Here is a 24,039-nt window from a genome sequence, read left to right on the forward strand (position 1 = left end):
GTTTCAGAACTTTACAGGAGGAATCAATGATGAGTAATGAAATTGTTTTTGATCCTATCGAAGATGCTATATACGATCTCATGCATGGTAAAGTAGTCATCGTTGTAGATGATGAGGACCGTGAGAACGAGGGAGATTTTATTGCATTAGCGGAGAAGGCAACACCAGAAGTTATTAATTTCATGATTAGCCAAGGTCGTGGATTAGTCTGTCTCCCCATTACCCAGGAGCGTGCTGATGAGCTAGATCTTAAACCGATGGTGTCAGAGAACACAGATAATCATGGGACAGCTTTTACAGTCTCGATAGATCATAAAGATACAACAACAGGTATTTCCGCAAATGAACGCTCACTCACAGCCAAAGCCATCATGGACCCCAATGCGAAGATCAACGATTTCCGAAGACCGGGACATATGTTCCCACTGATTGCTAAGAAAGGTGGGGTCCTTCGGAGATCAGGGCATACAGAAGCAGCTGTCGACTTAGCGATGATGTGTGGTGCATATCCCGCAGGTGTGATCTGTGAGATCATCAAGGAAGATGGTACAATGGCTAGATTGTCTGATTTAGTGGAAATTTCACGGAAGCATGACCTGAAGCTCATTACTATTAAAGATTTGATTCACTATCGTAATGAGAAAGAGAAGCTTGTGACACGTGAAGTTGCCGTGAAAATGCCAACGGATTTCGGAGAATTTCAAGCGATCGCATATACGAATGAAGTAGATGATAAGGAACATCTGGCTCTTGTCAAAGGAGAGATAGACGCCACTAAGCCTGTGCTAGTCCGTGTGCATTCCGAATGTCTGACCGGTGATGTGTTTCATTCTCATCGCTGTGATTGCGGGCCGCAATTTGCTGCTGCTCTAAAGCAGATTGAGAAGGAAGGTAGTGGGGTCTTGCTCTATATGCGGCAAGAAGGTCGTGGAATTGGTCTTATTAATAAATTGAGGGCTTATAAGCTTCAAGAAGAAGGCTTAGACACCGTGGATGCTAATTTACAGCTCGGCTTTGCCGCAGACTTACGTGACTATGGCATTGGTGCTCAAATACTCAAGGATTTGGGTGTACGTCAGATTAGATTGTTAACGAACAATCCTCGTAAAATCAAGGGACTAGAAGGTTATGGCTTAGAAGTTGTAGAGCGTGTCCCTATTCAAATGCAAGAGAATGAGGATAATACCCTTTACTTGCATACAAAGCAAGCCAAGCTGGGTCATCTCATGACATTCGATGATATAGAACAGAACGAAGATCCTAATTCTTAAAAATTACATTATACAATAAGAGAGGTAGTTGATTAGTATGGCACATTATTTTGAAGGTAACTTAGTATCGGAAGGTTTGAAATATGGTATTGTTGTAGGGCGTTTCAATGAATTTATTACAAGTAAACTCCTCAACGGAGCATTGGATGCTCTGAAACGTCACGGTGTTCAAGAAGATGAAGTTGACGTGGCGTGGGTACCTGGAGCATTCGAAATACCACTTATCGCCCAAAAAATGGTTGAAACCGGTAAGTATGATGCAGTCATTACGTTAGGTACAGTCATTCGCGGTTCAACTTCTCATTATGATTATGTATGTAATGAAGTAGCCAAAGGAGTTGCCGCTATTAACCTGAAGAGTGGTGTCCCTACGATCTTTGGAGTTGTGACAACGGAGAATATAGAACAGGCCATTGAACGAGCAGGAACGAAAGCCGGCAACAAAGGATATGATTCGGCAATATCTGCTATTGAAATGGCAAACTTGACGAAACAGTTTAAATAGTGCTTATTTAATGTAGTACCCTTTTCATAGGGTGCTACATTTTTTTGAGTTTCGGGGTCCCCTCATCATACCTGAAATTAGCGAACAACAGCAAAGACACCACTTTGTGGGGATATTTTATACTGTGGGCGGAGGATTATCTTGACTGTACTTTATAAGTTGGAAACATTTGAAGGTCCGTTGGATTTACTGCTGCATCTGATCGACAAAGCAGAAATTAACATTCAGGACATTCCAATCACGGAAATTACTGACCAATATATGGATTATTTGCAGACTATGCAGGAACTAGAGTTGGAGGTTACGAGTGAATTTCTCGTTATGGCCGCCACCTTGTTATCCATTAAAAGTAAACTATTGCTTCCTAAGCCACCTATTATTGAATTCGATGATTATGATTTCTATGACGATGAAGACTTAGACCCAAGGGCGGAATTGATACAGAGACTCATCGAATATCGCAAATATAAAGGGATCGCTCAGCATCTTCATGAACGTGAATGGGAAAGAAGTTTAATTTATTCGAAGGAACCAGAAGATTTAACCACTTGGATGCCTACAAGTACAGAGAATCCTTTGGAAGGATTACATATTTCAGATTTGGTTGCAGCCTTTCAAAAGGCGTTGCGTAAAGTCGTGAAACGGAATGCGTACTCCCGTATACAACGAGATGAAATCTCGGTGAAAGATCGTATTAGGGATGTGGTTGCTGCTATGCGTGGTGGACAAGGAAGGAAAATGCTATTTTCCAAATTGTTGCATGAGGAGATGGCGCGTCATGAAATCGTGGTCACTTTTCTGGCGATTCTAGAGCTCATGAAGATGAAGCAAATTGTATGCTATCAGGAACAATTATTCGATGACATTGTCATGGAATGGAGAGGAGAAGAAGAATCAGATGGAATATCCGATATTGAAATCAATTATTGAGGGTCTGCTGTTTCTAGTTGGAGACGAGGGTCTTACGGTGAAGCAGATTGCAGAAATTGTAGAACAGCGTCATGAGCTGGTGAGTGATGCTCTTGAGGAAATGAAAGAAGACTTCGCTAAACAGCAGCGAGGAATACAAATTGTTCATATAGCGGGGAGCTATCAATTAGCTACTCATCAAGAACATGCTACGTATTTTGAAAGATTAGCCTATTCGCCCTCACGCGCTTCTCTGTCACAGGCTGCGCTAGAAACACTATCGATTGTGGCTTATCGGCAGCCGATTACCCGCGTGGAGATCGAAGAGATTCGGGGCGTGAAATCTGAACGTGCTATTCACACACTCGTCAATAAAGATTTGATTGAAGAAAAGGGTAGGGCAGAAGCGATTGGACGTCCAATTCTGTACGGAACAACGAAATCATTCTTAGATTATTTTGGACTAGCTGGTATTAAAGATTTACCTGAACCGTCTCAATTCGAGAATAATGATAATCTGGAAGAAGAGACACAAATGCTGTTTGATCGTTTGGATGGGCAGCAGCTTACATTCGATGATGTGAAATAAGGACTGTTAAAGCTGTTATTCATAGAGTATGAACCGTCAATTCTGAAAGGAATGGCGGTTTTTTGCTGTTCATGTGCATGTAGCCGAATTTTTTCCAAGAAATATTACCATACTATACAGAATGAACTAACGACGAATCTTATTATTTTGGATTTTCTTTAGAATCTATAGAGGTTGGTCGGGAGTAAATTTCAGTTAATCAATACTATGAAAAATAAGATGCGTAAACTCAAACATACATGGGGGTTTATATGTGTGGATACTTGGAATAATTGTCATCGTTCTGTTGCTGCTTATTATGGCAGTTCTACTGTCCGTGATCAGGTTCGAACTATGGATTAAGAAGCACGGAAAAGACGACGAAGTGGTATTAAATATTAGAATGCTCTATGGATTGATTCGTCTTCATTACGAATTACCCATTTTGAAATTTGAGAATTTGAAAAAGGGCATACTTATTAAGGTTGAGAAGAAAAAAAACATACGGAAAAAGGAAAATATGACGAAAGAAACCCGTGTGGATAAACGTAAGGTAGATTACTGGCACGAACAATTCGTTAAACTTCTTGAAGCGACAGATTCGTTTCTAACATGGATGAAAAAGACGCTGTCACATGTTTCCATCATGAAGTTGGATTGGTCTACGAATATATCTGCTGGAGATGCTGCATATACGGCAATAGCTACGGGCATGGTATGGAGTACTAAAGGTTCTATGATTGGATGGTTATCTTATCATGTTCGTATGAGAAACCCTCCTAACTTGTTTGTAGTACCGGTGTTTGATGATAAGCCTCAATTTTCCACTGAAGTTTCTTGCATAGCCCAAATCTCTTGCGGATACGCTATATATGCTGGACTGGTTCTTATGGTTCGCATTCTTAAGGTGAAGGGAGGAATTAAGAAATGGAAGAGCATCCTATTCAAGGTCTAATGAAAACAGCGATGGAAAACATCAAGAATATGGTTGATGTTAATACAATTGTAGGTGACCCTGTTCAAACGCCAGACGGGAGCGTGATTCTCCCCGTCAGTAAGGTAACTTTTGGATTTGCAGCAGGCGGAAGTGATTTTAATATTGAAGAAAAAAACAAGTCAGGTGGAACGGCCAACGGTAACGAAGAGAAGAAAAGACATCCCTTCGGTGGTGGTGCCGGTGGTGGGATCTCGATTAGTCCTATTTCGTTTCTCGTAGTTGGTAAAGACGGAGTGTACATGCTACCGCTTGATACACAAACTCATATTTATGAAAAAATGATTGATACTGTACCGTACGTGGTTGATAAAATTCAATCCATGTGTCAAAAAGTTAATACGGGATCTAACAATGCAGCATCTAAAAGTGAGAATACAGTATTGTATGGGGATGACAGCCCTGAGTATCCCATTTTGTAAATGAATCTACCCCTCTCCGGGCTATAAAGTGGGAGAGGGTTTTTTCTGTATATCATGAGAGATCCTTTAGGGACATACATCCCTAAGGTAAGGCATATACTTGTACAAGATTCCCAAGAATTCCGGAGGAATGAAGAGATGAAAAGAAGAAAAAGGGTTATGGCTATTCTGTGGATCGTCGTATCATCACTTACCATCAGTACTGGACCTATTCATGCGAAAGCAATACCGACAATGGCAACCCATGCTCAAGCGGCGGCTCTTATAGACGTCACTTCGGGACGATTGCTGTATTCGAGCCATGGGGATGAGGAGTTGCGAATCGCTAGCTTAACCAAAATTATGACAGCTATTGTGGCCATTGAATACGGACAACTTCATAAACCCGTTAGTGTAGGTAAGAATGCTTACGCCAAAGAAGGTTCCTCGATATATTTGAAGTTAGGTGAGCAGATGAGTCTTGAGCATATGCTCTATGGCTTAATGCTTCGATCCGGGAATGATGCGGCCACAGCCATTGCTGAGCATATTGGAGGTTCAGAAGAGGGATTTGTGCTTTTGATGAATACCAAAGCGGAGGAATTAGGTTTGCAACATACTCAATTTCGAAATCCGCATGGTCTTGATGCAGAGGGGCATTATTCATCTGCTAACGATCTAGCGACGTTGACTGCTTATGCGATGCATAATGATACCTTTAAAGAGATTGTAAAAACACCCGTGAAAAAAGTGCCTAACCCGAATGAATCTTGGGATTATAAATGGGATAACAAGAACAAGATGTTGCGCTTTTATGATGGGGCCGACGGTGTGAAAACAGGATATACGAAGAAGGCTTTGCGATGTCTCGTAAGCTCGGCCACAAGAAATGGTCAACAATTAGTTGCTGTAACGATAAATGATGGTGACGATTGGAATGATCACGGTAAAATGTTGGATTACGGTTTTGCCTATTACCCTCTTCAGACCCTGTTGGAGCAAGGGCAGAAGGTAGAGGGACATAACCTCATCGTCGGGCAGAAGTTATCTTATCCACTAGCAACAGGTGAAGAGAATGCCCTGAGTAAACGGCTTGTTTTGTTTAGATCTGATACTAATACGGATACCACAGACCTTTCATTTGGTTTAAGAGGTAGAATCGATATTGTGCTGGATGGACGCGAAATTGACAGTACTCCTGTATACATACCGGGGAGTCTTTTACCAGTGAAAGCTAAGACCTCGACTTCAGCAGCGACTATGCACTCAGACCCATTAGAGAATAAGAGTTATACATGGATAAGTGCCGTGACTAGCGTGTTCCATAAATTGTTGTTTACCACAGATTAAGAGTTATGAGCAGGGTCGTCGGGGGGGAGAAGAGAAATGATCAATATCATATGGCTTGGATTAATCGTTATCGGATTCGGTTTTGCTGCAGCAACGGGGAATGTGGAAATTGTGACGACAGCCGCCTTTGATGGAGCCAAGACAGGCGTGACGGTATGTTTCGGTCTCATCAGTGTATTGGTATTCTGGATGGGAATGATGAGAATCGCTGAAGATTCGGGTTTATTGAATAAAATAGCGAAGTTTTTAAGTCCGATCGTCTCTTTTTTATTCCCAGACGTCCCTAAAGGTCACCCTGCACTTGGCTACATTCTATCCAATATGAGTGCTAATATGCTTGGATTAGGCAACGCGGCCACTCCGATGGGAATTAAGGCCATGCAGGAGTTGCAGACACTTAATCCTGACAAAGATGTAGCTAGTCCTGCGATGTGTACATTACTAGCGCTCAATACAGCAAGCATCACGTTAATTCCAACGACTCTTATTGCGATTCGGATTAACTATAATTCAGCTAATGCGACTGAGATTGTGGGTACGACATTAGTTGCGACAGCGATTGCTACACTTGCAGCCATTCTAGCAGATCGATGGTGCCGTAGATGGAATCTTCATAGAGATAGGAAACCCCGAGCAAAGGGGATTTCCTCTAAGCCTAGTTTGAAAGGATGATTATCCTTGATTGCATTGATTAGTCTAATTTCAGCGTGGGCCATTCCCTTACTTATTGCTTTTATACCGCTATATGGATTCACACGTAAAGTACCTGTGTATGAATCTTTCATAGATGGAGCTAAAGACGGTTTCTCTACCGCTGTGCAAATCATCCCGCATCTTGTAGGCATGATGGTAGCGATTAGTGTATTTCGAGCATCGGGAGCGCTTGACTTCTTCGTAGGATGGACAGGTCCCTTTTTACAATCGTTAGGGGTACCTAGTGAGATTATTCCGTTAGGTCTTCTTCGTCCCCTAACAGGGACAGGTTCTTTAGCTTTTGCAACGGATTTAATCAGCGTATATGGACCAGACTCTCTTATTGGACGAATGGCATCTACGATACAAGGGAGCACAGATACTACTTTATACGTTTTAACGGTATATATGGGTGCTGTAGGTATTCGTAATGGACGTTATGCCTTAAAGGTAGGTCTCTTCTCGGATGCTGTTGGATTTGTAGCAGCCATAGCTGTTTGTTTAGTTTTTTTCGGGTAACTTTACCTCATAGTATCCCCCTTCATATGTTATAAATATGGATGCCAACGCAATAGTGCGATTGTTAATTTATGACATATGAAGGTTTCATTATTGACCACTCGTTCTACTCCGCAATAACTGGGAAGCTCGTAACAGAGCCATCTAATCAATATAACATATCCCCATTTTATCTTCGTTCACGAAACAAAAATGCCCATAGGTTACATTTTCCATCGAATGAGCTTGTGATTTGTCCTGCTGATGAGTATCATTAACTTGAGGTGACTATTGATAATGGAAAGATTACAGAAAATATTGGCACAAGCAGGAATCGCATCAAGACGTAAATGTGAAGAATTAATCGTAGCAGGTAAAGTGGAAGTTAACGGGGAAACCGTAACTACGTTAGGAACCAAAGCGGATCCCGACCAAGATATTATTACCGTAGCTGGCAAGCCGATTAAGAATGAGAAAAAAGTATACGTCGTTATGAACAAACCTAAAGGGGTTATTACCAGTGCATCAGACCCTGAGGGACGTAAAGTTGTATCTGATTATTTAAAAGGAATTCATGAGAGAGTATATCCAGTCGGTAGACTTGATTACGATACAGAAGGATTACTACTTCTCACAAATGACGGAGAATTTGCTAATCTTCTTACACATCCCAAACATCATGTGCCAAAAACATATATGGCAACGGTAAAAGGTGTACCGCATGGCAGTGAGCTGGACAAGCTGAAGGCGGGTATTATGCTGGAGGACGGTATGACAGCACCTGCGGATGTTGAATACAAGGATATTGACACAGCTAAGAATGAATCTGTTATTTCCATCACAATCCATGAAGGACGTAACCGCCAGGTTCGCCGCATGTTTGAAGCTATTTCACATCCCGTTATTAAGTTGAAACGGATCGCATTTGGTGAACTATTGCTTCATAATTTGAAGCGGGGTTTGTATCGTCATCTCACAAAAGATGAAGTGAACGATTTATTACAATTAGCCAAATCTCCTAAGCCCGCAAAAAAGAAACGATAAAGGTCACATAATTTTCATATTAATTGGCTACATTTATGACAATATTCGTTATAATTGTTCATAGGATGTTCACATCAAATGAATGAATTATGATTAATGTCATAGAAGAGGAGCTTTAGAATGGGGAAATCCAGAAGAAAAATCCAAGTCATTATCCTCCTTGTAATTGTTATACTCGGAGGATATGCTATTGTCTCGAATGTTTTGGGGTCAAATGGCAAGCCCGATATAGGTGAAAAAGTACCGGACTTCAATTTACTTGGACTAGATGGCAACGTGCATAATCTGGACGAATACAAAGATAAAGCATTAGTTATTAATTTTTGGGGCACATGGTGTGAGCCGTGTGTTGAAGAAATGCCTGCATTGCAAGCCCAATACGAGAAGTGGAAAGACAAGGATGTGGTTGTTATCGGTATTAATGCTGGAGAAGACCGAATGTCTGTTGAGAATTTTGTGAAGCAGGTGAATGTTAGTTTCCCCGTGTTACTTGATCCCAACAAAGAAGCGGTTCAGAATTACGGTATTTCGCCCCTTCCGACCACACTTTTTGTATCGGCTAATGGTAAGGTGAATAACATCCATATAGGGCAGTTGGATCTTAGTACGCTAGATACTCAGATTGAACAGTTGGTGAGATCACAATGATTGATGATTTGGTATCTTTTCAGAATACGAAATGTGATTGTGGCCATCAGAACCCTGTTGGAACAGTGTTGTGTGAAGCTTGTGGTAAGCCGCTAGCTGAAGAAGATCTGAAATCGCAAGAAGTATTAGAAATGAGATATGACGGGATGGCTCGGCGTTCCCAACGTTCTAATCCCAATATAATTGATCGGATTTGGAATTTTTTCTCCTCGGTTAAGATCGCAGTATACATGATTATATTCACCCTAGTAGGTTCGATGCTAGGCAGCATTTTTCCGCAAGAAAGTACGTTCTTAAACATCGATCCATCAACTTATTATCCTGATACATACGGTACGGCAGGGATAATCTATTACAAGTTAGGTCTGTCTCACACATATGAATCATGGTGGTTCGTATCTTTGTTAGTCATGATCGGAGCTTCACTCGTTATTTGTAGCTTGGATCGTGTACTTCCACTGTACAAGGCACTTTCTAAACAAAAAATACGCAAACATATTCAATTTCTAACGCGTCAAAAGGTTGTGCTCCAAACTCCAATTGAAGGAGATCCCGAAGCGTGGGTACAGAATGTGGTGGCTCCGCTTAAGAAAAGAGGGTATCGAGTTCATACGGAGGGCTCTGCGCTGCTTGCTGAGAAATACCGATTCAGCCGCTGGGGTCCCTATGTCCTTCATATAGGTCTAATTATATTTCTATTGGCTGTACTAGCAAGAGGGCTCCCAGGTCTGCATATGGATCAGCATATGGCTTTCCCTGAAGGGGAAATTAAGCATATCACCAATACATCCTTATATTTAAAGAATGAGAAATTCATCGTTGAGTATTACACGGAGGATGATCTTCCTGATGAATTTAAGGGTAAAGGAAAAATATTACCTAAGCTATTTCAAACTCAGGCTGTACTTTATGAATGTACATCAGAATGTAATGATGTGACTAAGGAACCTGTTCTGAAGGAAGTGGAACGTCACAATATCCAAGTTAATGATGCATTAAATTATAAAGGTCTCAAAGCTTATCAGTTTGATTATGATGTCACTCCGATTCTAAGGTCTATAACTCCAACACTTATTGATAAGACAACAGGTAAGGAATATGGCAACTTCAAATTGGATATTAAAAACCCAGAGCGTAAATACGAGGTGGGTGATTATACCCTTGAACTGAAAGAGAAATATATGGATTTTGGATTGAATGATCAAGGCGTGCCTGTTACTTTATCCCCTGATCCTAAAGCACCAGCCTTTCTATTTCTAATTAAGGGACCGGGTTTACCAACTGAAGGTGTACAATATTTCTATTTTCCTAAACAAATCGATAAAGAGCGCTTTCAGCAGAATCAGATCAACACGAAACTAGGCGGACAAAATTACTCGTTTGAATTAGATGTAAAAGGGATGGAGAATGTCGATTTCGCCATGTCTACCTCATATTTGAACATTAGAGTGGATAAAGCTATGCCGTTTATTTGGGTGGGGGCAGCTATTGTTATGTTAGGTCTGGTTATGGGCTTTTACTGGCAGCATCGGCGGATCTGGCTTCGTATTGACGATGGCCTCCTGACTCTAGGTGCGCATACGAACAAAAACTGGTTCGGGATTCGACGAGAAGTCTGTACGGTGTTGCAAAAAGTGAATTTGGAAGTGGACGAAAAGTCCTTGGAAAACGGAGGGAATCAAGCATGAATTTATTGGATATAAGCACTAAATTTTTTATGATCTCATTCTTTATTTATTGTGTGGCTTTTATGTTGTATGGCTTAGCAGTCATGGGACGGAATTGGAGAAATCGTGATTCTGAGAAGCACACCCAAAAGTGGGGGAAAATTGCTTTTGTTGTAACTTCTCTTGGGTTGGTAGCCCAGTTAGTCTATTTCTTTACCCGTTGGAAGGGTGCAGGTCACACGCCTGTTAGTAACATGTTCGAATTCATGGCCTTCCTGTCCATGATGATTATCGTGGCATTTACGGTTGTGTACATGATTTATAAGAAGACACTACTGGGACTCTTCGCTGTTCCTATTGCTGTGATTATTATGGCATATGCAGCGGTCTTCCCTCAGGAAGTACAACCTCTTATACCATCACTTCAATCTTATTGGTTGAAAGTTCACGTGACCATGGCGGCGTTAGGCCAATCCTTCTTTGCCATCGGTTCTGCCGCAGGTTTTATGTATCTTTTACGTACTGTGGATTTCTCTAGCAAGAGTAAATTGGATCGACGTCAACAACGTGGTGTAGAGTTCACTCTATTCTCCATCGTCATTCTTATTGGATTTATTACGGCGGTATTTGCTTTCCGTCTTGGGGGATATGAAGCCGTATTCACTCAAGAAAAAGCTGCGCAAGGAGCGCAGACCACAGCTACTGTTGCCAAGGTAGAGTATAATTTACCTCCTATTGTAGCTCCGCATGATAGTAAAGTAGAAAGCTATCAATCATTCTTAGGAATGAGCAAGCCTTTGTTCGATGCTCCATCTTGGATGAACGGCATTAATGCAGGTAAGAAGTTAAATTCAGTGATATGGTCACTTATTGCAGGAACAATTCTATATGCTCTTATTCGACTTATTCTTAGGAAACCTCTTGGTGAGGTAATTCATCCTTTACTAAAAGGAATAGCTCCAGATGATTTAGATGAAATCGCTTATAGAGCAATAGCCATTGGTTTCCCTATTTATACATTAGGTGCACTGATATTCGCGATGGTGTGGGCACAGATTGCATGGGGACGCTTCTGGGGATGGGACCCCAAAGAAGTATGGGCACTTATTACATGGCTCTTCTATAGCGTATACTTACACTTAAGATTATCCCGTGGCTGGCAAGGTCGTAAATCAGCTTGGCTTGCAGTATTAGGCTTCATCGTGGTAATGTTTACTCTTGTAGGTATTAATCTAGTCGTTGCTGGACTGCACTCTTATGCAGGTACAAATTAGTCTATTTGTTAAAAATAATGTATTTAGACAATCCGTTTCACATTTGCTGTTGAATGTTGAAACGGATTTTCGTTATAATTGGTCTTTAGAAGAGGTCTTTGTGGAATGAGGTCTATCTTGAGCGTGAATGAGACTTTCTACTTGGACTCCTTCGTAGGATAATGAAGGGGTTGTTGATGATGTCGGAGCATGTGAACCGAATACTAGTAGTGGACGATGAAGAACGAATTCGCCGCTTGCTCAAAATGTACTTGGAAAAAGAGGGCTATGAGGTTGATGAAGCTGAAGATGGGGAAATCGCACTTTATAAGGCAACAACCAACGAATATGGATTGATTGTGTTGGATCTGATGCTGCCTGGTATAGACGGGGCAGAGGTGTGTTCCCGGCTTAGACAAGTGAAATCAACTCCGGTGTTGATGTTGACAGCAAAAGGAGAAGAAATTAACCGAGTACAAGGGTTTGAAGTTGGAGCTGATGATTATGTCGTGAAGCCTTTTAGCCCACGGGAAGTCATCTATCGTGTAAAAGCGATTTTACGTCGCTCATCTGCAACGGCATACTTATCTAAAGAGAGTAATTCAAGTAACAATATTGTATTTCCGTATTTAATTATCGAACATGATGCACACAGAGTAACAGCAAGTGGTGAGGAAGTCAGTCTGACACCTAAAGAATATGAATTACTTCATTATTTGGCGATTTCACCGGATAAGGTATTCTCTAGGGAAGAGCTTCTAAAGGATGTATGGAACTATGAGTTCTTTGGGGATCTACGCACGGTGGATACCCATGTGAAGCGTCTACGTGAGAAATTGAATAAAGTGTCTCCGGAATCAGCTGCTATGATTACTACTGTATGGGGTGTAGGCTATAAATTAGAGGTCGCGAAGTAACGTGAACTTCTGGAGATCACTTGTCGGTAAGTTGTGGATTACAATCATTTGTCTCGTTGCGTGTGTGCTTATTATATTAGGATTGTTTCTACTTCCGTATATAGACACGAATTTTACGAATTCCGCTGATATTAAACGTTTATTTACATACACCTGTATCATTGGTTTTTCTATGACCACTTTTTTTGCGTTGTTCCTATTAACCAAGATTACGCAGCCGATGAAGAAATTAATTTTGGCGGCCGATGCTATCCGTCAAGGCGAATATGGGACAAGGCTATCGTTGGTTACTAGCGATGAGATCGGTGAGCTGGCTAATACGTTCAACCATATGGCAGCGGAGCTGGAAGATAACATTCGTAACCTCAACCAAGAGAAGGAACATCTGGCAAGCGTATTGCGAAGTATGAGTGATGCTGTGATTACCTTTGATAACTCAGGAAAGGTCATATTGACGAATCCTCCAGGTCAGAACGTCATAGAGATGTGGAAAGATATAGATTGGGATTATCAATCTAAATCTGTAGAGGGGCGTATGAATGAGGTGCCATGGCCTTTACTTGAGTTATTTAATATGACGCTGAAGGGCAGTGGAGATTCGAGCTCACAAGTGCATGTTAAGCATGGGGTATGGTCTGTGCATATGACGCCTTTGTATTCGGATAATCACATACGCGGGGCAGTAGCTGTGATGCGAGATGTGACGGAACAAGTAAAGTTAGAGAAGATGAGAACGGACTTTGTAGCAAACGTTTCGCATGAGATTAGAACACCTTTATCTATGATGCAAGGCTATAGTGAGGCTTTGTTAGATGGTATGGCTGCTTCTCCAGAAGAAAGCCAAGAGTTAATTCAAGTTATCCATGATGAATCATTGCGAATGGGACGACTTGTTAAAGATTTGTTGATTTTGGCAAGAATGGATTCTGGACATACAGATGGAGCTATGGGTAAGCTTGATCTCGATGAGTTCCTTGAGCGGATGTATCGGAAATTCTCTGTCCTTTCTAAAGAATATGGTATTGAGCTACATTATAAGAAGCGCTCTGATAACCTGATACTTGAATCTGCGGATGAAGACAAGTTGGAACAGGTACTGACGAACTTACTTGATAATGCTTTCCACCATACCCCTAGCGGTAAAAGTGTATATATCATAGCTGAACGAATTCAGAAAGAAGCTGTGGGAACACTTCAGCTACAAATTATCGATGAAGGCGTCGGAATACCGAAAGAAGATTTGCCGTTTATTTTTGAAAGATTCTATAAGGCTGATAAGGCAAGGGTGCGCGGACAGTCTGGTGGAACAGGCTTAGGTCTTTCTATTGTCAAAAATATCGTCGATTTCCATAAAGGCAGTATTAAAGTGGCTAGTGAAGTTGGTGAAGGAACTTCATTCACCGTGAAGTTACCTGTCGAATATCGGAAATAATGAAGGATTCTTTAGATGACACCTCTTAGCAGAGGTGTTTTTTGTAGAAGTATACACATAAATATTGTTCAACGTGGAACAAATATGTTAGTTGAATATGGTAAATAAAGGTTTTTGTGTGAGGGAACGGCAGAGCCTAAGGAGGATTGGCGATTCATGAGTAAACCTTATATTCTAGCTCTTGATCAGGGTACAACAAGTTCACGGGCCATTATATTTGACGATAAAGCCAATGCAGTATCACAAGGACAGAGCATAATCAAGCAGAGTTATCCTTCTCCGGGACGGGTTGAACATGATGGTAAAGAAATATGGGAATCCCAATTGTTCGCAGCGAGGGAGGCTTTGCGTGCAGGTGGAATTTCAGCAGATCAGATTAGTTCGATAGGAATTACGAACCAACGTGAGACGACTATCCTATGGGATCGTGTTAGTGGGGAGCCTATTCATCCCGCTATTGTATGGCAAGATCGACGTACAGCCACGCTCTGTGAGGAGTTAAAAGCTCGAGGTCTTGGACCGATGGTGGCGAACAAGACAGGTCTACTCATTGACGCCTATTTCTCAGCCACCAAAATCGTCTGGCTTCTTGATCATGTTCCAGGAGCAAGGGATATGGCTGAGAAGGGTCAATTATTGGCGGGAACTATGGATACATGGATGATATGGAAGCTGACCAGTGGCAAGGTACATGCAACAGATGTTACGAATGCATCCAGAACGATGTTGTTCAATTTAGAGACTAGAAGCTGGGATGAAGAGTTACTGTTGGAGTTAAATATTCCTCGTTCTCTACTTCCTACGGTTCATATGTCGGGGTACCATTTTGGTGATACAGATCCCCAATGGTTCGATGGTGTGGCTATCCCTATCCATTCCGTTCTTGGAGATCAACAAGCTGCTTTATTTGGTCATACCTGTCTCGAAGCAGGGAGTGCCAAGAATACTTATGGAACCGGTTGCTTTATATTAATGAACACAGGTAATGAACGGGTAACATCTGTTCATGGACTCCTTACAACAGTAGCTTGGGGCATAGGTGAAGACATGTATTATGCACTAGAAGGTAGTGTATTCGTAGCAGGTGCTGCTGTTCAATGGTTGGAAGAAGGTCTGGGTCTAATTCAAGAGCCTGCACATTCCGAAGAGGTGGCACTTGAAGTGTCTAGTAGTGATGGCGTAGTGGTAGTACCTGCATTTACAGGTCTAGGAGCCCCTTATTGGGATATGTATGCTCGGGGAGCTATATTTGGACTTACTAGGGGGACCACTGCTAATCACGTTGTACGTGCGACCCTAGAGTCACTTGCGTATCAATCTAGAGATGTCATCAATGCGATGGAGAAAGACGCAGGGATGCCGCTTCAAGAGCTTCGTGTGGATGGAGGAGCTGTTTCTAACAATTTGTTAATGCAGTTTCAAGCCGATGTTCTTGGTGTGGAGGTTATACGTACTCATCATACGGAAACGACAGCACTAGGTGCGGCTCTGCTGGCGGGCTTGGTTAGTGGAGTATGGACGAAAGAACAGCTAAAGGATTTCAATGCGGCTGAGAAGTCTTTTGCGCCACTCATGGAAGAGGCAGAGCGGGAACGTTTATATCTCATATGGCAGGATGCCGTACGCCGGACGATGGGCTGGGAACAGCATAAGATACAAGATTAGTTCAGTTACATAAACGTTTTATTAACGAATTGGATTAGATGTTGCTTATAAATAAAAACCGTCGATTAGGAAATCGGCGGTTTTATTACGGTTACTATAATTAGGTGATTAGAGCGTTAATGACGAACCCTCTAACGTTTAATCTAATACAATTTCTATAGCGGTATTAATTTCTTGTACCGCTGCTAGTTGAATCAACACATTCTTAGGTACTTCTTTGTCTACTGTAAGAATCATGATCGCCTCACCGCCAACAATTTTGCGTCCTACTTGCATGGATGCGATGTTGACATCATTTTGTCCTAGAAGCGTACCTACCTTACCAATGGTACCTGCTTTATCATTGTGAGATATTAGAATTTGATGTCCTGCTGGTGCAATATCAACTGGGAACTTATCTAACAAGACGATGCGTTCTCCGTAACCTTGTAGTAATGTTCCTGCAATGAGGGAATCTTGATTGTTCTTTGTTTTTAAAGTGACGGAGATCAGGTTCGTGAAGCCTTTTGTTTTTGGTGCTTTGGATACAACCACATTCACATCACGAGTTTTCGCAAGGTGTGTACAGTTGACGATATTAACTTCGCTGCCGAGGTGATGTGAAAGTACACCTTTTACGATATAACGAGTAAGTGGTGCTGTATCTACATCGGAGAGATCACCAGCATAATCGACTTGGATCTCACTTACAGCTTGAGTAGTTACTTGAGCAGCAAAGCGACCAAGCTTCTCACCAAGTGAGAAATATGGTTGTAGCTTGTTCATGACACTTGGAGCTACTGGAGGAATATTCACTGCATTTTTAAACGGTTCATTTCGTAAGATGTGTAATACTTCCCCAGATACATCAATAGCTACATTCTCTTGAGCTTCGATTGTCGATGCACCTAAGTGAGGTGTAACAATAATTTGTGGATGACTTAAGAAAGGATGGTCTGCTTGTGGTGGCTCATGTTCGAATACGTCAAAAGCAGCTCCAGCCACAATACCTTCATTAATCGCTTCAACTAGGGCATACTCATCGACTACACCCCCGCGGGCACAGTTGACAATACGCATTCCTTTTTTCATGACTTCGAATTGTGGACGAGAAATCATATGGCGAGTCTCAGGTGTCAATGGTGTGTGAACGGTAATAAAGTCCGCACCTCTAACGATATCATCCACAGATGCTAGTTTCACTTCCATTTTCTCAGCACGTTCTTCATTTAGGAAGGGGTCATAAGCAAGAATATTCATTCCGAACGCTTTAGCTCGTTTTGCAACCTCGCTACCGATCCGTCCCATCCCCATAACACCTAACGTTTTGTTGTTGAGTTCAACACCGATGAAAGTTTTGCGATCCCATGTTCCATTAATAGTCTTGGCATACGCTTGTGGAATATGTCGAGCTAGAGCCATCATCATTGCAAAAGTGTGTTCACATGTCGTAATGGTGTTGCCATCAGGTGCATTAATGACGATAATTCCGCGCTTCGTAGCTGCTTCAAGATCGATATTATCCACGCCAACACCGGCACGTCCAATTACCTTAAGGTTGGTTCCAGCTGTCATGATGCGTTCAGTTACACGCGTCTGACTGCGTACTAACAATGCGTCGTACTCGCCGATGATAGCTACCAATTCATCTTCGCTAAGACCTGTCTGTTTTACTACCGTTACATCACTTGCATCCATTAATTGCTGAATTCCAAGATCACTGATCGGATCCGATACCAATACTTTAAACATGAGTTTATCCTCCTTAAATGATTAAGCTTATATATAAGGATTGCATCTCTTTAAGATACATTCCGCAAAACCGACGTTGTTGCGCTCTGTTGTAACGCGTTGAAGCATCAAAGGAGAGAGAAAACAAAAAAACTCTTAATCCGCATACTACTGGCGTAGTAAGGGACGAGAGTTGTTCGTGGTACCACCCTAATTCACTGCTAGACATCAGCAGTCTCAATGATCAATAAAGACCATAACTGATAACGGAGGTCATCCGACTACACCTACTTCATTTCAATGCAGTTTCTCAGGAATGCTAAGATCATCACTTCGCCACCGGTTTGCACCATACACCGGCTCTCTGTAGACTATGAAATGTCTTGTTTCCATCATCGTTGTTTTCGAACTTAATTTTGTCATAATGTATCATGGTGACGTAAGAACTGTCAATAGCAGGGTACACAATTTTTCGAGTGTGCCCTGAAATGCCGTTTTCTTGAAAAGTTCATCATTATTCGCTATGCTAATTTATATACTCTTCCATGTGTTTACAAGATTTTTATTCATAGAAGAAGGGTAATTGCGGGAGAAGCTCTTTCTTATATAGGTTTTTCTTTTCTATAAAATCACTTTCTTTGACTGCCTCCGTACGATTAAGCAAATTGATGACAGATTGTACATTGGTTAATTTAAGAGATTGGGCACTGCCTGAATTAAGCATATAATCGATTTTGGCTGTCATATCTTGTGGATCGTAAGCACCATACATGGAATTATTTAATAAAATGGAAGATACGGCAGCATTTTTGACGATTAAAGGATACTCATCCCATTCCTTTAGAGAGAGCTGCTTCTGATAGGCATATTGCTCAGGAATATTCGGATTGATTTTGGCTCCCCATTTTAGCATGGCAGCATAATAATTTTTTTGTGCAAGTAGACCATATTTTGTCGCACTCTTGTAATAGGTTTCCTGATGAAGCTCTTTTATGATATGTTCGCCACTTTTCTGACTAGAGGCAGACTGATTGGATACTGCGTCTCCGAATAAACGAAGGCTTTTGAGTAGATTCATTTGTGCATCCTGCAGTAATGGGGAGGAAGTATACATCGTATCTTTCATAACCTCATCGTACTTCTCTTCTGCAAGACTGTTCAGTTTTTTGAGTAACTTCTTATTCTTGCTTGCATCTTCATTTCGACTGATCGCATCCGTTTGTGTTACCCATTCAGATTTGAATTCGCGATAAGGTAGAAATACGGTATGATAGAAAGTAACTAAATCCTTTTGTTGATAGGAATCCGAGAAATCAGGTGCAGCTGGGGAGACTTTTAAATAATCGTATTTGGCATCCATTTGATCCGCGCCGACTTTTACGCCGAAAAAAAAAGCGGCTACAGCTAAAATAAGCATGAAAATAAAAGTTAAGCTGAAATACAATTGACTTCTAGTGGATTTGTTGTTCATTGTTATAAGCTCCTTTGATAAAATAAAACAAAATATAGAACAGGTAGGGCAAGATGAGAAAAATCAAATTCAAAATTCCGAAAATTAAGATCAAACAGGTTACTGCAGACCAGTTAACGGAGCGGTTGCTCCTGCTCAATTTATATATTACTCAGGGCCTTACATTGTTTATCGGTCTAATTTGGTTATTATTTCAGAAGAGAAACCCTTTCGAACTATTTTCTTTACCTAAAAATGAAAGTTTTGTGGCATGGGGGCTTGGTTTGGCAGCTATAATGCTTGCTGTTGATTTCTTGGTGTCTAGAATTATGCCTGAGGAAAGCATGGATGATGGGGGGATAAACCAGCTATTATTTGGGAATCGACCCATCTGGCATATCATTTGTATTGCAGCCATAGTTGCCGTATGTGAGGAGTTGTTATTTAGAGGGGCTATTCAATATGCTATTGGTCCTTATTGGACTAGTATTATATTCGCAGTCATTCATATTCGTTATTTGAAGCATTGGATTCCTACAGGATGGGTTTTTCTTAGCAGCTACGGTTTGGGTTATATTTATATACAATCTGGAACGTTGCTTGCTCCGATTGTGTGTCATTTCGTTATTGATTGTATATCTGGATTTGTGATTCGTTTTCGGAGGGAAGCATCATGAGTAATCAACTAAGTAGGGTAGAGACCCAAAAGAAACGACTTAAAGAAGAAAAAAGCAAGCCATTGCTTCAAAGGGTTACAGGGAAAGTTGTTGGTCAGGTAGGTATGAAAATTGCGATTCCATCTGTTGATGCAGAGCAGAGAGATGAACAAGATCCTGTTCCTGCAAGAACCGATACATATTCATCCCAACGTATAAAACTTAGTAAAATATTTTTGAATACACTGATTGTTTTATTCTTCTTGCTTACGATGGGATTAGTATGGTGGGGAGTAGAGGGCGCACCTCCTTTAAATGAAATATGGGGATTATAGATTGGGTGTGGATTCTAGGTATTGTGATTGTATTCGGTGTGGGACTGCTTATTAGTTGGATGTTGTATGAGGCCATGCGTCATGCTATTGTTCCTATAGATGTTGAATTGGATAGACTGCCGGTAGCATTTGAGGGTTGCACCATTCTTCTGATAACGGATATCCACCGTAGAACTTTACCACGGGATTTATTGCTCTCTATGCAGGGAACTGTGAATTGGGTGTTCTTGGGTGGAGATATTATGGAAAAGAATGTGCCTCTATCTAAGGTGGAGCGTAATATCCAGTCTGTAAAAGGTGTCGCACCTGTGTATGCAGTGTATGGTAACCATGATCATCACGCAGGTGTGGCTGGATTGGGTGCTTTATTGCAACGCTATAACGTGAACTTGTTACAGAATGATAATAGTCCATTAGAACATAATGGAGAGCAAGTGTGGCTAACAGGAATGGATTACCCACATGTGTATCAACACGCTTATCCAGCACTTCCCGAACTCCCAGAGGATGAGATGAATAGATGTAGAATCGTACTTGTTCATGATCCTGCTTGGGTTACACGTTACGCCATTCTCCCCGCAGATTTGATATTGTCGGGTCATACGCACGGTGGACAGATTCGTTTCCCCTTTATAGGAGCACCACAATTGAATGCTTTTTATAAACAACATGCGCACGGCTTATTCAAATGGAATCAACCGCATGCGTTAGTGAAGACTGCTCAGATGCTGGTTAGTCGGGGATTTGGATATAGACATATTCCACTTCGGTTTCGGTGTTCTTCTGAAATGAATCTGATTACTTTACACAAGAAGTCTTCCGTATGAAAGACTTAAAGAGGTTGTCCCTATGTTCTTGTGAGAACATGAAGGAACAACCTCTTTAAGTTGCTAAGATTGAAGTTATATTTAGCGCATTTTTAGCTCAATGCTACGTGGATCAACAAAGGAATATCCCTTAGCCTCTAATTTGGTGAGTAGAGCGTCTAAACTTTCAACGGTCCAAGGTAACTCATGCATCAGAATGTTACTTCCAGAATGTAGTTGATCCATGACGTTGTTCATGATTTGGTCTGTTTTATTCTTGTCTTTAGATTTCATTTCCCAATCCAATGAACCATTTGACCATGTCATGTATAGGAGTCCATTCTCTTTTGCAACTTTCTTCCCTACATCACCACCAGCACCATGAGGTGGGCGAAAGAACACTGGCGTTTCACCGACGGTATCTTTGACAATTTTCTGAACATCTTCAATTTGTTTCTTTACTTTTGTCTCCGATTCTTTCCTCAATTCAATATGATCCCAGCTATGGTTACCAATAATCTGTTCTCGCTCATGAATGAGCTTCAGGAGATCCGGGTTTTCTTTAACGCGATAGCCGTTAACAAAGAAAATGGCTTTCGCTGAATGTTTCTCTAACGTATCAATGAGGTCATTAATCATGGTTTCTTCCTTAGGGCCGTCGTCAAAAGTAAGCAGTACAACCTTTTTTGGAGAGCTTTCATCGTTAGGCACAATATCGTAATTACTATTCATATGGTACTTCAAGGGAACTTCTACTTCCGCTTCAGGCGCAGCTTCTTGATCTTCTGCTTTTTCGTTTACTTCTGGTGAAGGTTCCTTGTCTTCTTCCATTGTAGATGAAGGTATAGGTTCTGGCTGTTGTACCTCGCCTGTGGGGGCAACTATAGGTTCTGGTTGCGAACTTTGAGCATCTTGATTGTTGCAGGCACTAAGCACCAGACTAATGGCTAGGAATAGTGCCGCTGTATGTTTTGTCATGATTCCATCTCACTTTCCTGTATTTAGCCGTATGAGCTTTGTAAATTGTGCAAATACTAGCCATGATTCTATCACATAAGGAGGTAGTAAATGTGAACACTTCGTCATTTATAACGGGTATCTTGATAGGTGCAGCAGCTACGAGTATGATTTCTAAAAACAAAGGTAATGGATCTGTAAGCCAAATGGCTGACAAAGCAAGAGATAAAGTGATGGACTTCGCAACTATGGGTATGATCAATGGCAGTGAGCATGATAGTGTATCTGGCCATAATGCGGTTCAAGGTTCGAGCTCATCTTCCATGTCACCGACCTATTCAAAAGAATCTAATATGAGTATGGTGAAGGATTTCATTCGTAGTAATCCAGATGTCAAATTAGAAGTTGACATGATTCTAAAAGAAACAAATACGGTCATTCCAGGGTTATAAACTTAAATCAACTATGTAGAATCATTTCCGGGCATTTATTGCCTGTGACAAATGATTCTTTTTTTGTCTTTTTTATTTCGTGCATTTGTGGATATAAAATGATACGATACCTACATAGAACCATTTTCAGCACACATTAAATGAGACATCATAACTTGTTATATCTCATTGTTACAGAGGAGGATCCTGTCATGAAAATAGAACGTTTAAGTCCAGATAAGATACGGATTTTCCTCACGTTTGACGACCTGAGTGAGCGGGGTATCCAAAAAGAAGATATGTGGCAAGAAATACCGAAGGTGCATGACCTATTTACTGACATGATGGATCAAGCCTATAATGAAGTCGGTTTTGATGCTACAGGGCCTTTGGCTGTAGAAATTTTTGCATTGCCCGCTCAAGGGATGGTTGTTATAGTGACCCGGGGGAAATACGATCATCATTTATACAGCAGTCTCGGTGAAGATGAAATGCCAGAAGAAATATATGAAATGGAAGTTACACTGGAACAAAGTGATACTATTGTGTACGCTTTTAGTGATTTCGAAATATTAATCGAAGCTGCACATGTACTTCAAGGAAATATTACTGAAGCGGGTAAACTGTATAGCTATAATAATAAGTGGGTTCTATATTTTGAGCCAGCAGATCTAGAGGATGATAAACATCCAGGACTGATTGCAGTACTTGCTGAATTTGGAGAGGCTACTTCCACTACTGAAGCGGTTCTTGAAGAATACGGTAAAGTGATTATGGCCCAAGATGCAATCAAGGTCATTTGTGAGCATTTTGCACGCCAGCAATAAGAGGTTGATTGTTAATACACAGAAGGTGGGAAGTAACGGTGCTATTGTTTTCGATTATTGCGTCATCAGTGGCTCCGAGCCTTGCCCTACTGACCTATTTCTATCTAAAGGATAAATATGATCATGAACCACTTCACATGGTACTTAGAGTGTTCCTGCTTGGACTGCTGATCGTTTTTCCAGTGATGATCTTACAAAGAGGCCTTACACTGGGTCTTGGAGAGAATCCTTTCATTGATTCCTTCTTTATCTCATCTGGTGTAGAGGAATTTCTGAAATGGTTTGTGTTATATCACATCATTTATAACCATACAGAATTTGATGAACCGTATGATGGTATTCTTTATGCTGTTGCCATTTCGTTGGGCTTCGCAACGGTGGAGAACGTACTCTATGCTTGGTATAGTCATGCATCGCTGGGAACCATGTTTATTCGGGCGTTACTTCCTGTATCTGGGCATGCTTTGTTTGGAGTGATGATGGGATATTATATTGGTCGAGCCCGGTTTGCAGAGGGCAAAGTGGTCAAGAAGTACCTCATATACTCATTCGTCTTTTCTTGGTTTGTTCATGGAATATACGACCTTATCCTTTCAGCTATGGCGCATTACTGGATTTGGTTCATTATCCCATTGATGGTGAGCTTATGGTATGGTGGAATGGGCAAGGTGAGAAGAGCGAATAGTCGTTCTCCTTTTCGTTTTTTAAAGAGAGAAGAAGAGGTTAATATATACAAATAATGGACAGACTTTATCTGATGAAGTGATAACTTTTACAGTTATTACCTAAGGCTGGAGGTGTCTTTTTCTTTGCGTGTTAAAGTGAGGATTGTTTGTGGGCAATGCGGAGAACGCTTTGTCCTAGCTGGCAAAAAGGAACAAGGTATAATAGAGACAGGCTTTAAGCAGTGTATATGTGATAACCAGCAGCATTTTGAAATCGAAGAGTATCCTTCCTAGGATGAAAGATGCTCAAAAGAAATTTGCAAAATGAAGCAAGTAACTTTTTTGCAAATTTCTCGCATAAGACTTCCTACTTCTTGTCACACTACT

25 protein-coding genes and 1 other annotated feature are annotated in these 24,039 nt (G+C 41.2%); of the genes, 22 read left to right on the forward strand and 3 right to left on the reverse strand.

Annotation, left to right across the window (positions count from 1 at the left end; genetic code table 11):
* Positions 1 to 29 precede the first annotated feature (29 nt).
* The 16 genes from UB51_RS05200 to glpK all read left to right on the forward strand — a co-directional run bounded on the left by UB51_RS05200 (position 30) and on the right by glpK (position 15,815).
* Positions 30 to 1,271 (forward strand): bifunctional 3,4-dihydroxy-2-butanone-4-phosphate synthase/GTP cyclohydrolase II, encoded by a 1,242-nt coding sequence (locus UB51_RS05200; RefSeq protein ID WP_044876386.1) that lies wholly within the window; start codon positions 30 to 32, stop codon positions 1,269 to 1,271.
* A gap of 37 nt (positions 1,272 to 1,308) precedes the next feature.
* Positions 1,309 to 1,776, forward strand: a complete 468-nt coding sequence (gene ribH / locus UB51_RS05205; protein WP_044876387.1) for a 6,7-dimethyl-8-ribityllumazine synthase — start codon at positions 1,309 to 1,311, stop codon at positions 1,774 to 1,776.
* Between the two features lie 138 nt (positions 1,777 to 1,914).
* Complete coding sequence (locus UB51_RS05210; protein WP_234405630.1) at positions 1,915 to 2,706, forward strand: segregation and condensation protein A; 792 nt, start codon at positions 1,915 to 1,917, stop codon at positions 2,704 to 2,706.
* Positions 2,675 to 3,274: an SMC-Scp complex subunit ScpB gene (scpB, locus tag UB51_RS05215; protein WP_044876389.1), complete on the forward strand. Its 600-nt coding sequence runs from the start codon at positions 2,675 to 2,677 to the stop codon at positions 3,272 to 3,274. The genes UB51_RS05210 and scpB overlap by 32 nt, the downstream gene beginning before the upstream one ends.
* 253 nt (positions 3,275 to 3,527) lie before the next feature.
* Positions 3,528 to 4,208: a DUF2953 domain-containing protein gene (locus tag UB51_RS05220; protein WP_234405547.1), complete on the forward strand. Its 681-nt coding sequence runs from the start codon at positions 3,528 to 3,530 to the stop codon at positions 4,206 to 4,208.
* Complete coding sequence (ytfJ, locus tag UB51_RS05225; RefSeq protein ID WP_044876390.1) at positions 4,181 to 4,669, forward strand: GerW family sporulation protein; 489 nt, start codon at positions 4,181 to 4,183, stop codon at positions 4,667 to 4,669. Before UB51_RS05220 ends, ytfJ begins: the two co-directional genes overlap by 28 nt.
* Before the next feature lie 138 nt (positions 4,670 to 4,807).
* Positions 4,808 to 5,998: a D-alanyl-D-alanine carboxypeptidase family protein gene (locus tag UB51_RS05230; RefSeq protein ID WP_044876391.1), complete on the forward strand. Its 1,191-nt coding sequence runs from the start codon at positions 4,808 to 4,810 to the stop codon at positions 5,996 to 5,998.
* Positions 5,999 to 6,034: 36 nt separating this feature from the next.
* Entirely contained in the window at positions 6,035 to 6,670 is a 636-nt protein-coding gene (locus UB51_RS05235) for a nucleoside recognition domain-containing protein (protein WP_044876392.1), read from the forward strand.
* 6 nt (positions 6,671 to 6,676) lie between these two features.
* Positions 6,677 to 7,210 carry a spore maturation protein gene (locus UB51_RS05240; protein ID WP_044876393.1) on the forward strand — a complete coding sequence of 178 codons (534 nt, stop codon included), beginning with the start codon at positions 6,677 to 6,679 and terminating at the stop codon, positions 7,208 to 7,210.
* A 276-nt stretch (positions 7,211 to 7,486) separates the two neighbouring features.
* Positions 7,487 to 8,233 (forward strand): pseudouridine synthase, encoded by a 747-nt coding sequence (locus UB51_RS05245; protein ID WP_044876394.1) that lies wholly within the window; start codon positions 7,487 to 7,489, stop codon positions 8,231 to 8,233.
* A 120-nt stretch (positions 8,234 to 8,353) separates the two neighbouring features.
* Positions 8,354 to 8,881, forward strand: coding sequence for a thiol-disulfide oxidoreductase ResA (gene resA / locus UB51_RS05250; protein WP_044876395.1), 528 nt, complete (start codon positions 8,354 to 8,356; stop codon positions 8,879 to 8,881).
* A complete protein-coding gene (gene resB / locus UB51_RS05255) occupies positions 8,878 to 10,569 on the forward strand; it encodes a cytochrome c biogenesis protein ResB (protein ID WP_044876396.1) in 1,692 nt (563 codons plus the stop codon). The genes resA and resB overlap by 4 nt, the downstream gene beginning before the upstream one ends.
* Entirely contained in the window at positions 10,566 to 11,822 is a 1,257-nt protein-coding gene (gene ccsA, locus UB51_RS05260) for a cytochrome c biogenesis protein CcsA (RefSeq protein WP_044876397.1), read from the forward strand. Before resB ends, ccsA begins: the two co-directional genes overlap by 4 nt.
* Positions 11,823 to 12,001: 179 nt before the next feature.
* Positions 12,002 to 12,718 carry a response regulator transcription factor gene (locus UB51_RS05265; protein WP_044876398.1) on the forward strand — a complete coding sequence of 239 codons (717 nt, stop codon included), beginning with the start codon at positions 12,002 to 12,004 and terminating at the stop codon, positions 12,716 to 12,718.
* A gap of 1 nt (position 12,719) precedes the next feature.
* A complete protein-coding gene (locus UB51_RS05270; RefSeq protein WP_044876399.1) occupies positions 12,720 to 14,150 on the forward strand; it encodes an ATP-binding protein in 1,431 nt (476 codons plus the stop codon).
* A gap of 156 nt (positions 14,151 to 14,306) precedes the next feature.
* Positions 14,307 to 15,815 (forward strand): glycerol kinase GlpK, encoded by a 1,509-nt coding sequence (gene glpK / locus UB51_RS05275; RefSeq protein WP_044876400.1) that lies wholly within the window; start codon positions 14,307 to 14,309, stop codon positions 15,813 to 15,815.
* 138 nt (positions 15,816 to 15,953) lie between these two features.
* On the opposite strand, the gene serA is transcribed toward glpK, so the two are convergent.
* Both serA and UB51_RS05285 read right to left on the reverse strand, forming a co-directional pair.
* Entirely contained in the window at positions 15,954 to 17,546 is a 1,593-nt protein-coding gene (gene serA, locus UB51_RS05280) for a phosphoglycerate dehydrogenase (protein WP_044876401.1), read from the reverse strand.
* 158 nt (positions 17,547 to 17,704) lie between these two features.
* Positions 17,705 to 17,930: a binding site (T-box leader), on the reverse strand.
* A gap of 157 nt (positions 17,931 to 18,087) precedes the next feature.
* Complete coding sequence (locus UB51_RS05285) at positions 18,088 to 18,996, reverse strand: hypothetical protein (RefSeq protein ID WP_044876402.1); 909 nt, start codon at positions 18,994 to 18,996, stop codon at positions 18,088 to 18,090.
* 53 nt (positions 18,997 to 19,049) lie between these two features.
* Here UB51_RS05285 and UB51_RS05290 point away from each other — a divergent pair, with 53 nt between their 5' ends.
* The 3 genes from UB51_RS05290 to UB51_RS05300 are packed head-to-tail and all read left to right on the forward strand — an operon-like array spanning position 19,050 to position 20,793.
* Complete coding sequence (locus UB51_RS05290) at positions 19,050 to 19,652, forward strand: CPBP family intramembrane glutamic endopeptidase (RefSeq protein WP_044876403.1); 603 nt, start codon at positions 19,050 to 19,052, stop codon at positions 19,650 to 19,652.
* Entirely contained in the window at positions 19,649 to 19,966 is a 318-nt protein-coding gene (locus tag UB51_RS05295; RefSeq protein ID WP_044876404.1) for a hypothetical protein, read from the forward strand. Before UB51_RS05290 ends, UB51_RS05295 begins: the two co-directional genes overlap by 4 nt.
* Positions 19,967 to 19,971: 5 nt before the next feature.
* On the forward strand, positions 19,972 to 20,793 hold the full coding sequence (locus UB51_RS05300) for a metallophosphoesterase (protein WP_160297226.1): 822 nt from the start codon (positions 19,972 to 19,974) through the stop codon (positions 20,791 to 20,793).
* An 81-nt stretch (positions 20,794 to 20,874) separates the two neighbouring features.
* On the opposite strand, the gene UB51_RS05305 is transcribed toward UB51_RS05300, so the two are convergent.
* Positions 20,875 to 21,750 (reverse strand): polysaccharide deacetylase family protein, encoded by an 876-nt coding sequence (locus UB51_RS05305; RefSeq protein ID WP_044876406.1) that lies wholly within the window; start codon positions 21,748 to 21,750, stop codon positions 20,875 to 20,877.
* A 92-nt stretch (positions 21,751 to 21,842) separates the two neighbouring features.
* On the opposite strand from UB51_RS05305, the gene UB51_RS05310 reads away from it, so the two are divergent.
* The 3 genes from UB51_RS05310 to prsW all read left to right on the forward strand — a co-directional run bounded on the left by UB51_RS05310 (position 21,843) and on the right by prsW (position 23,727).
* Positions 21,843 to 22,181, forward strand: a complete 339-nt coding sequence (locus UB51_RS05310; protein ID WP_044876407.1) for a hypothetical protein — start codon at positions 21,843 to 21,845, stop codon at positions 22,179 to 22,181.
* A 191-nt stretch (positions 22,182 to 22,372) separates the two neighbouring features.
* Positions 22,373 to 22,987, forward strand: a complete 615-nt coding sequence (locus tag UB51_RS05315) for a genetic competence negative regulator (RefSeq protein WP_044876408.1) — start codon at positions 22,373 to 22,375, stop codon at positions 22,985 to 22,987.
* Positions 22,988 to 23,025: 38 nt separating this feature from the next.
* On the forward strand, positions 23,026 to 23,727 hold the full coding sequence (gene prsW / locus UB51_RS05320; RefSeq protein ID WP_044876409.1) for a glutamic-type intramembrane protease PrsW: 702 nt from the start codon (positions 23,026 to 23,028) through the stop codon (positions 23,725 to 23,727).
* Positions 23,728 to 24,039 lie beyond the last annotated feature (312 nt).

The organism is Paenibacillus sp. IHBB 10380, assembly GCF_000949425.1.
GTDB lineage: Bacteria > Bacillota > Bacilli > Paenibacillales > Paenibacillaceae > Paenibacillus_AQ.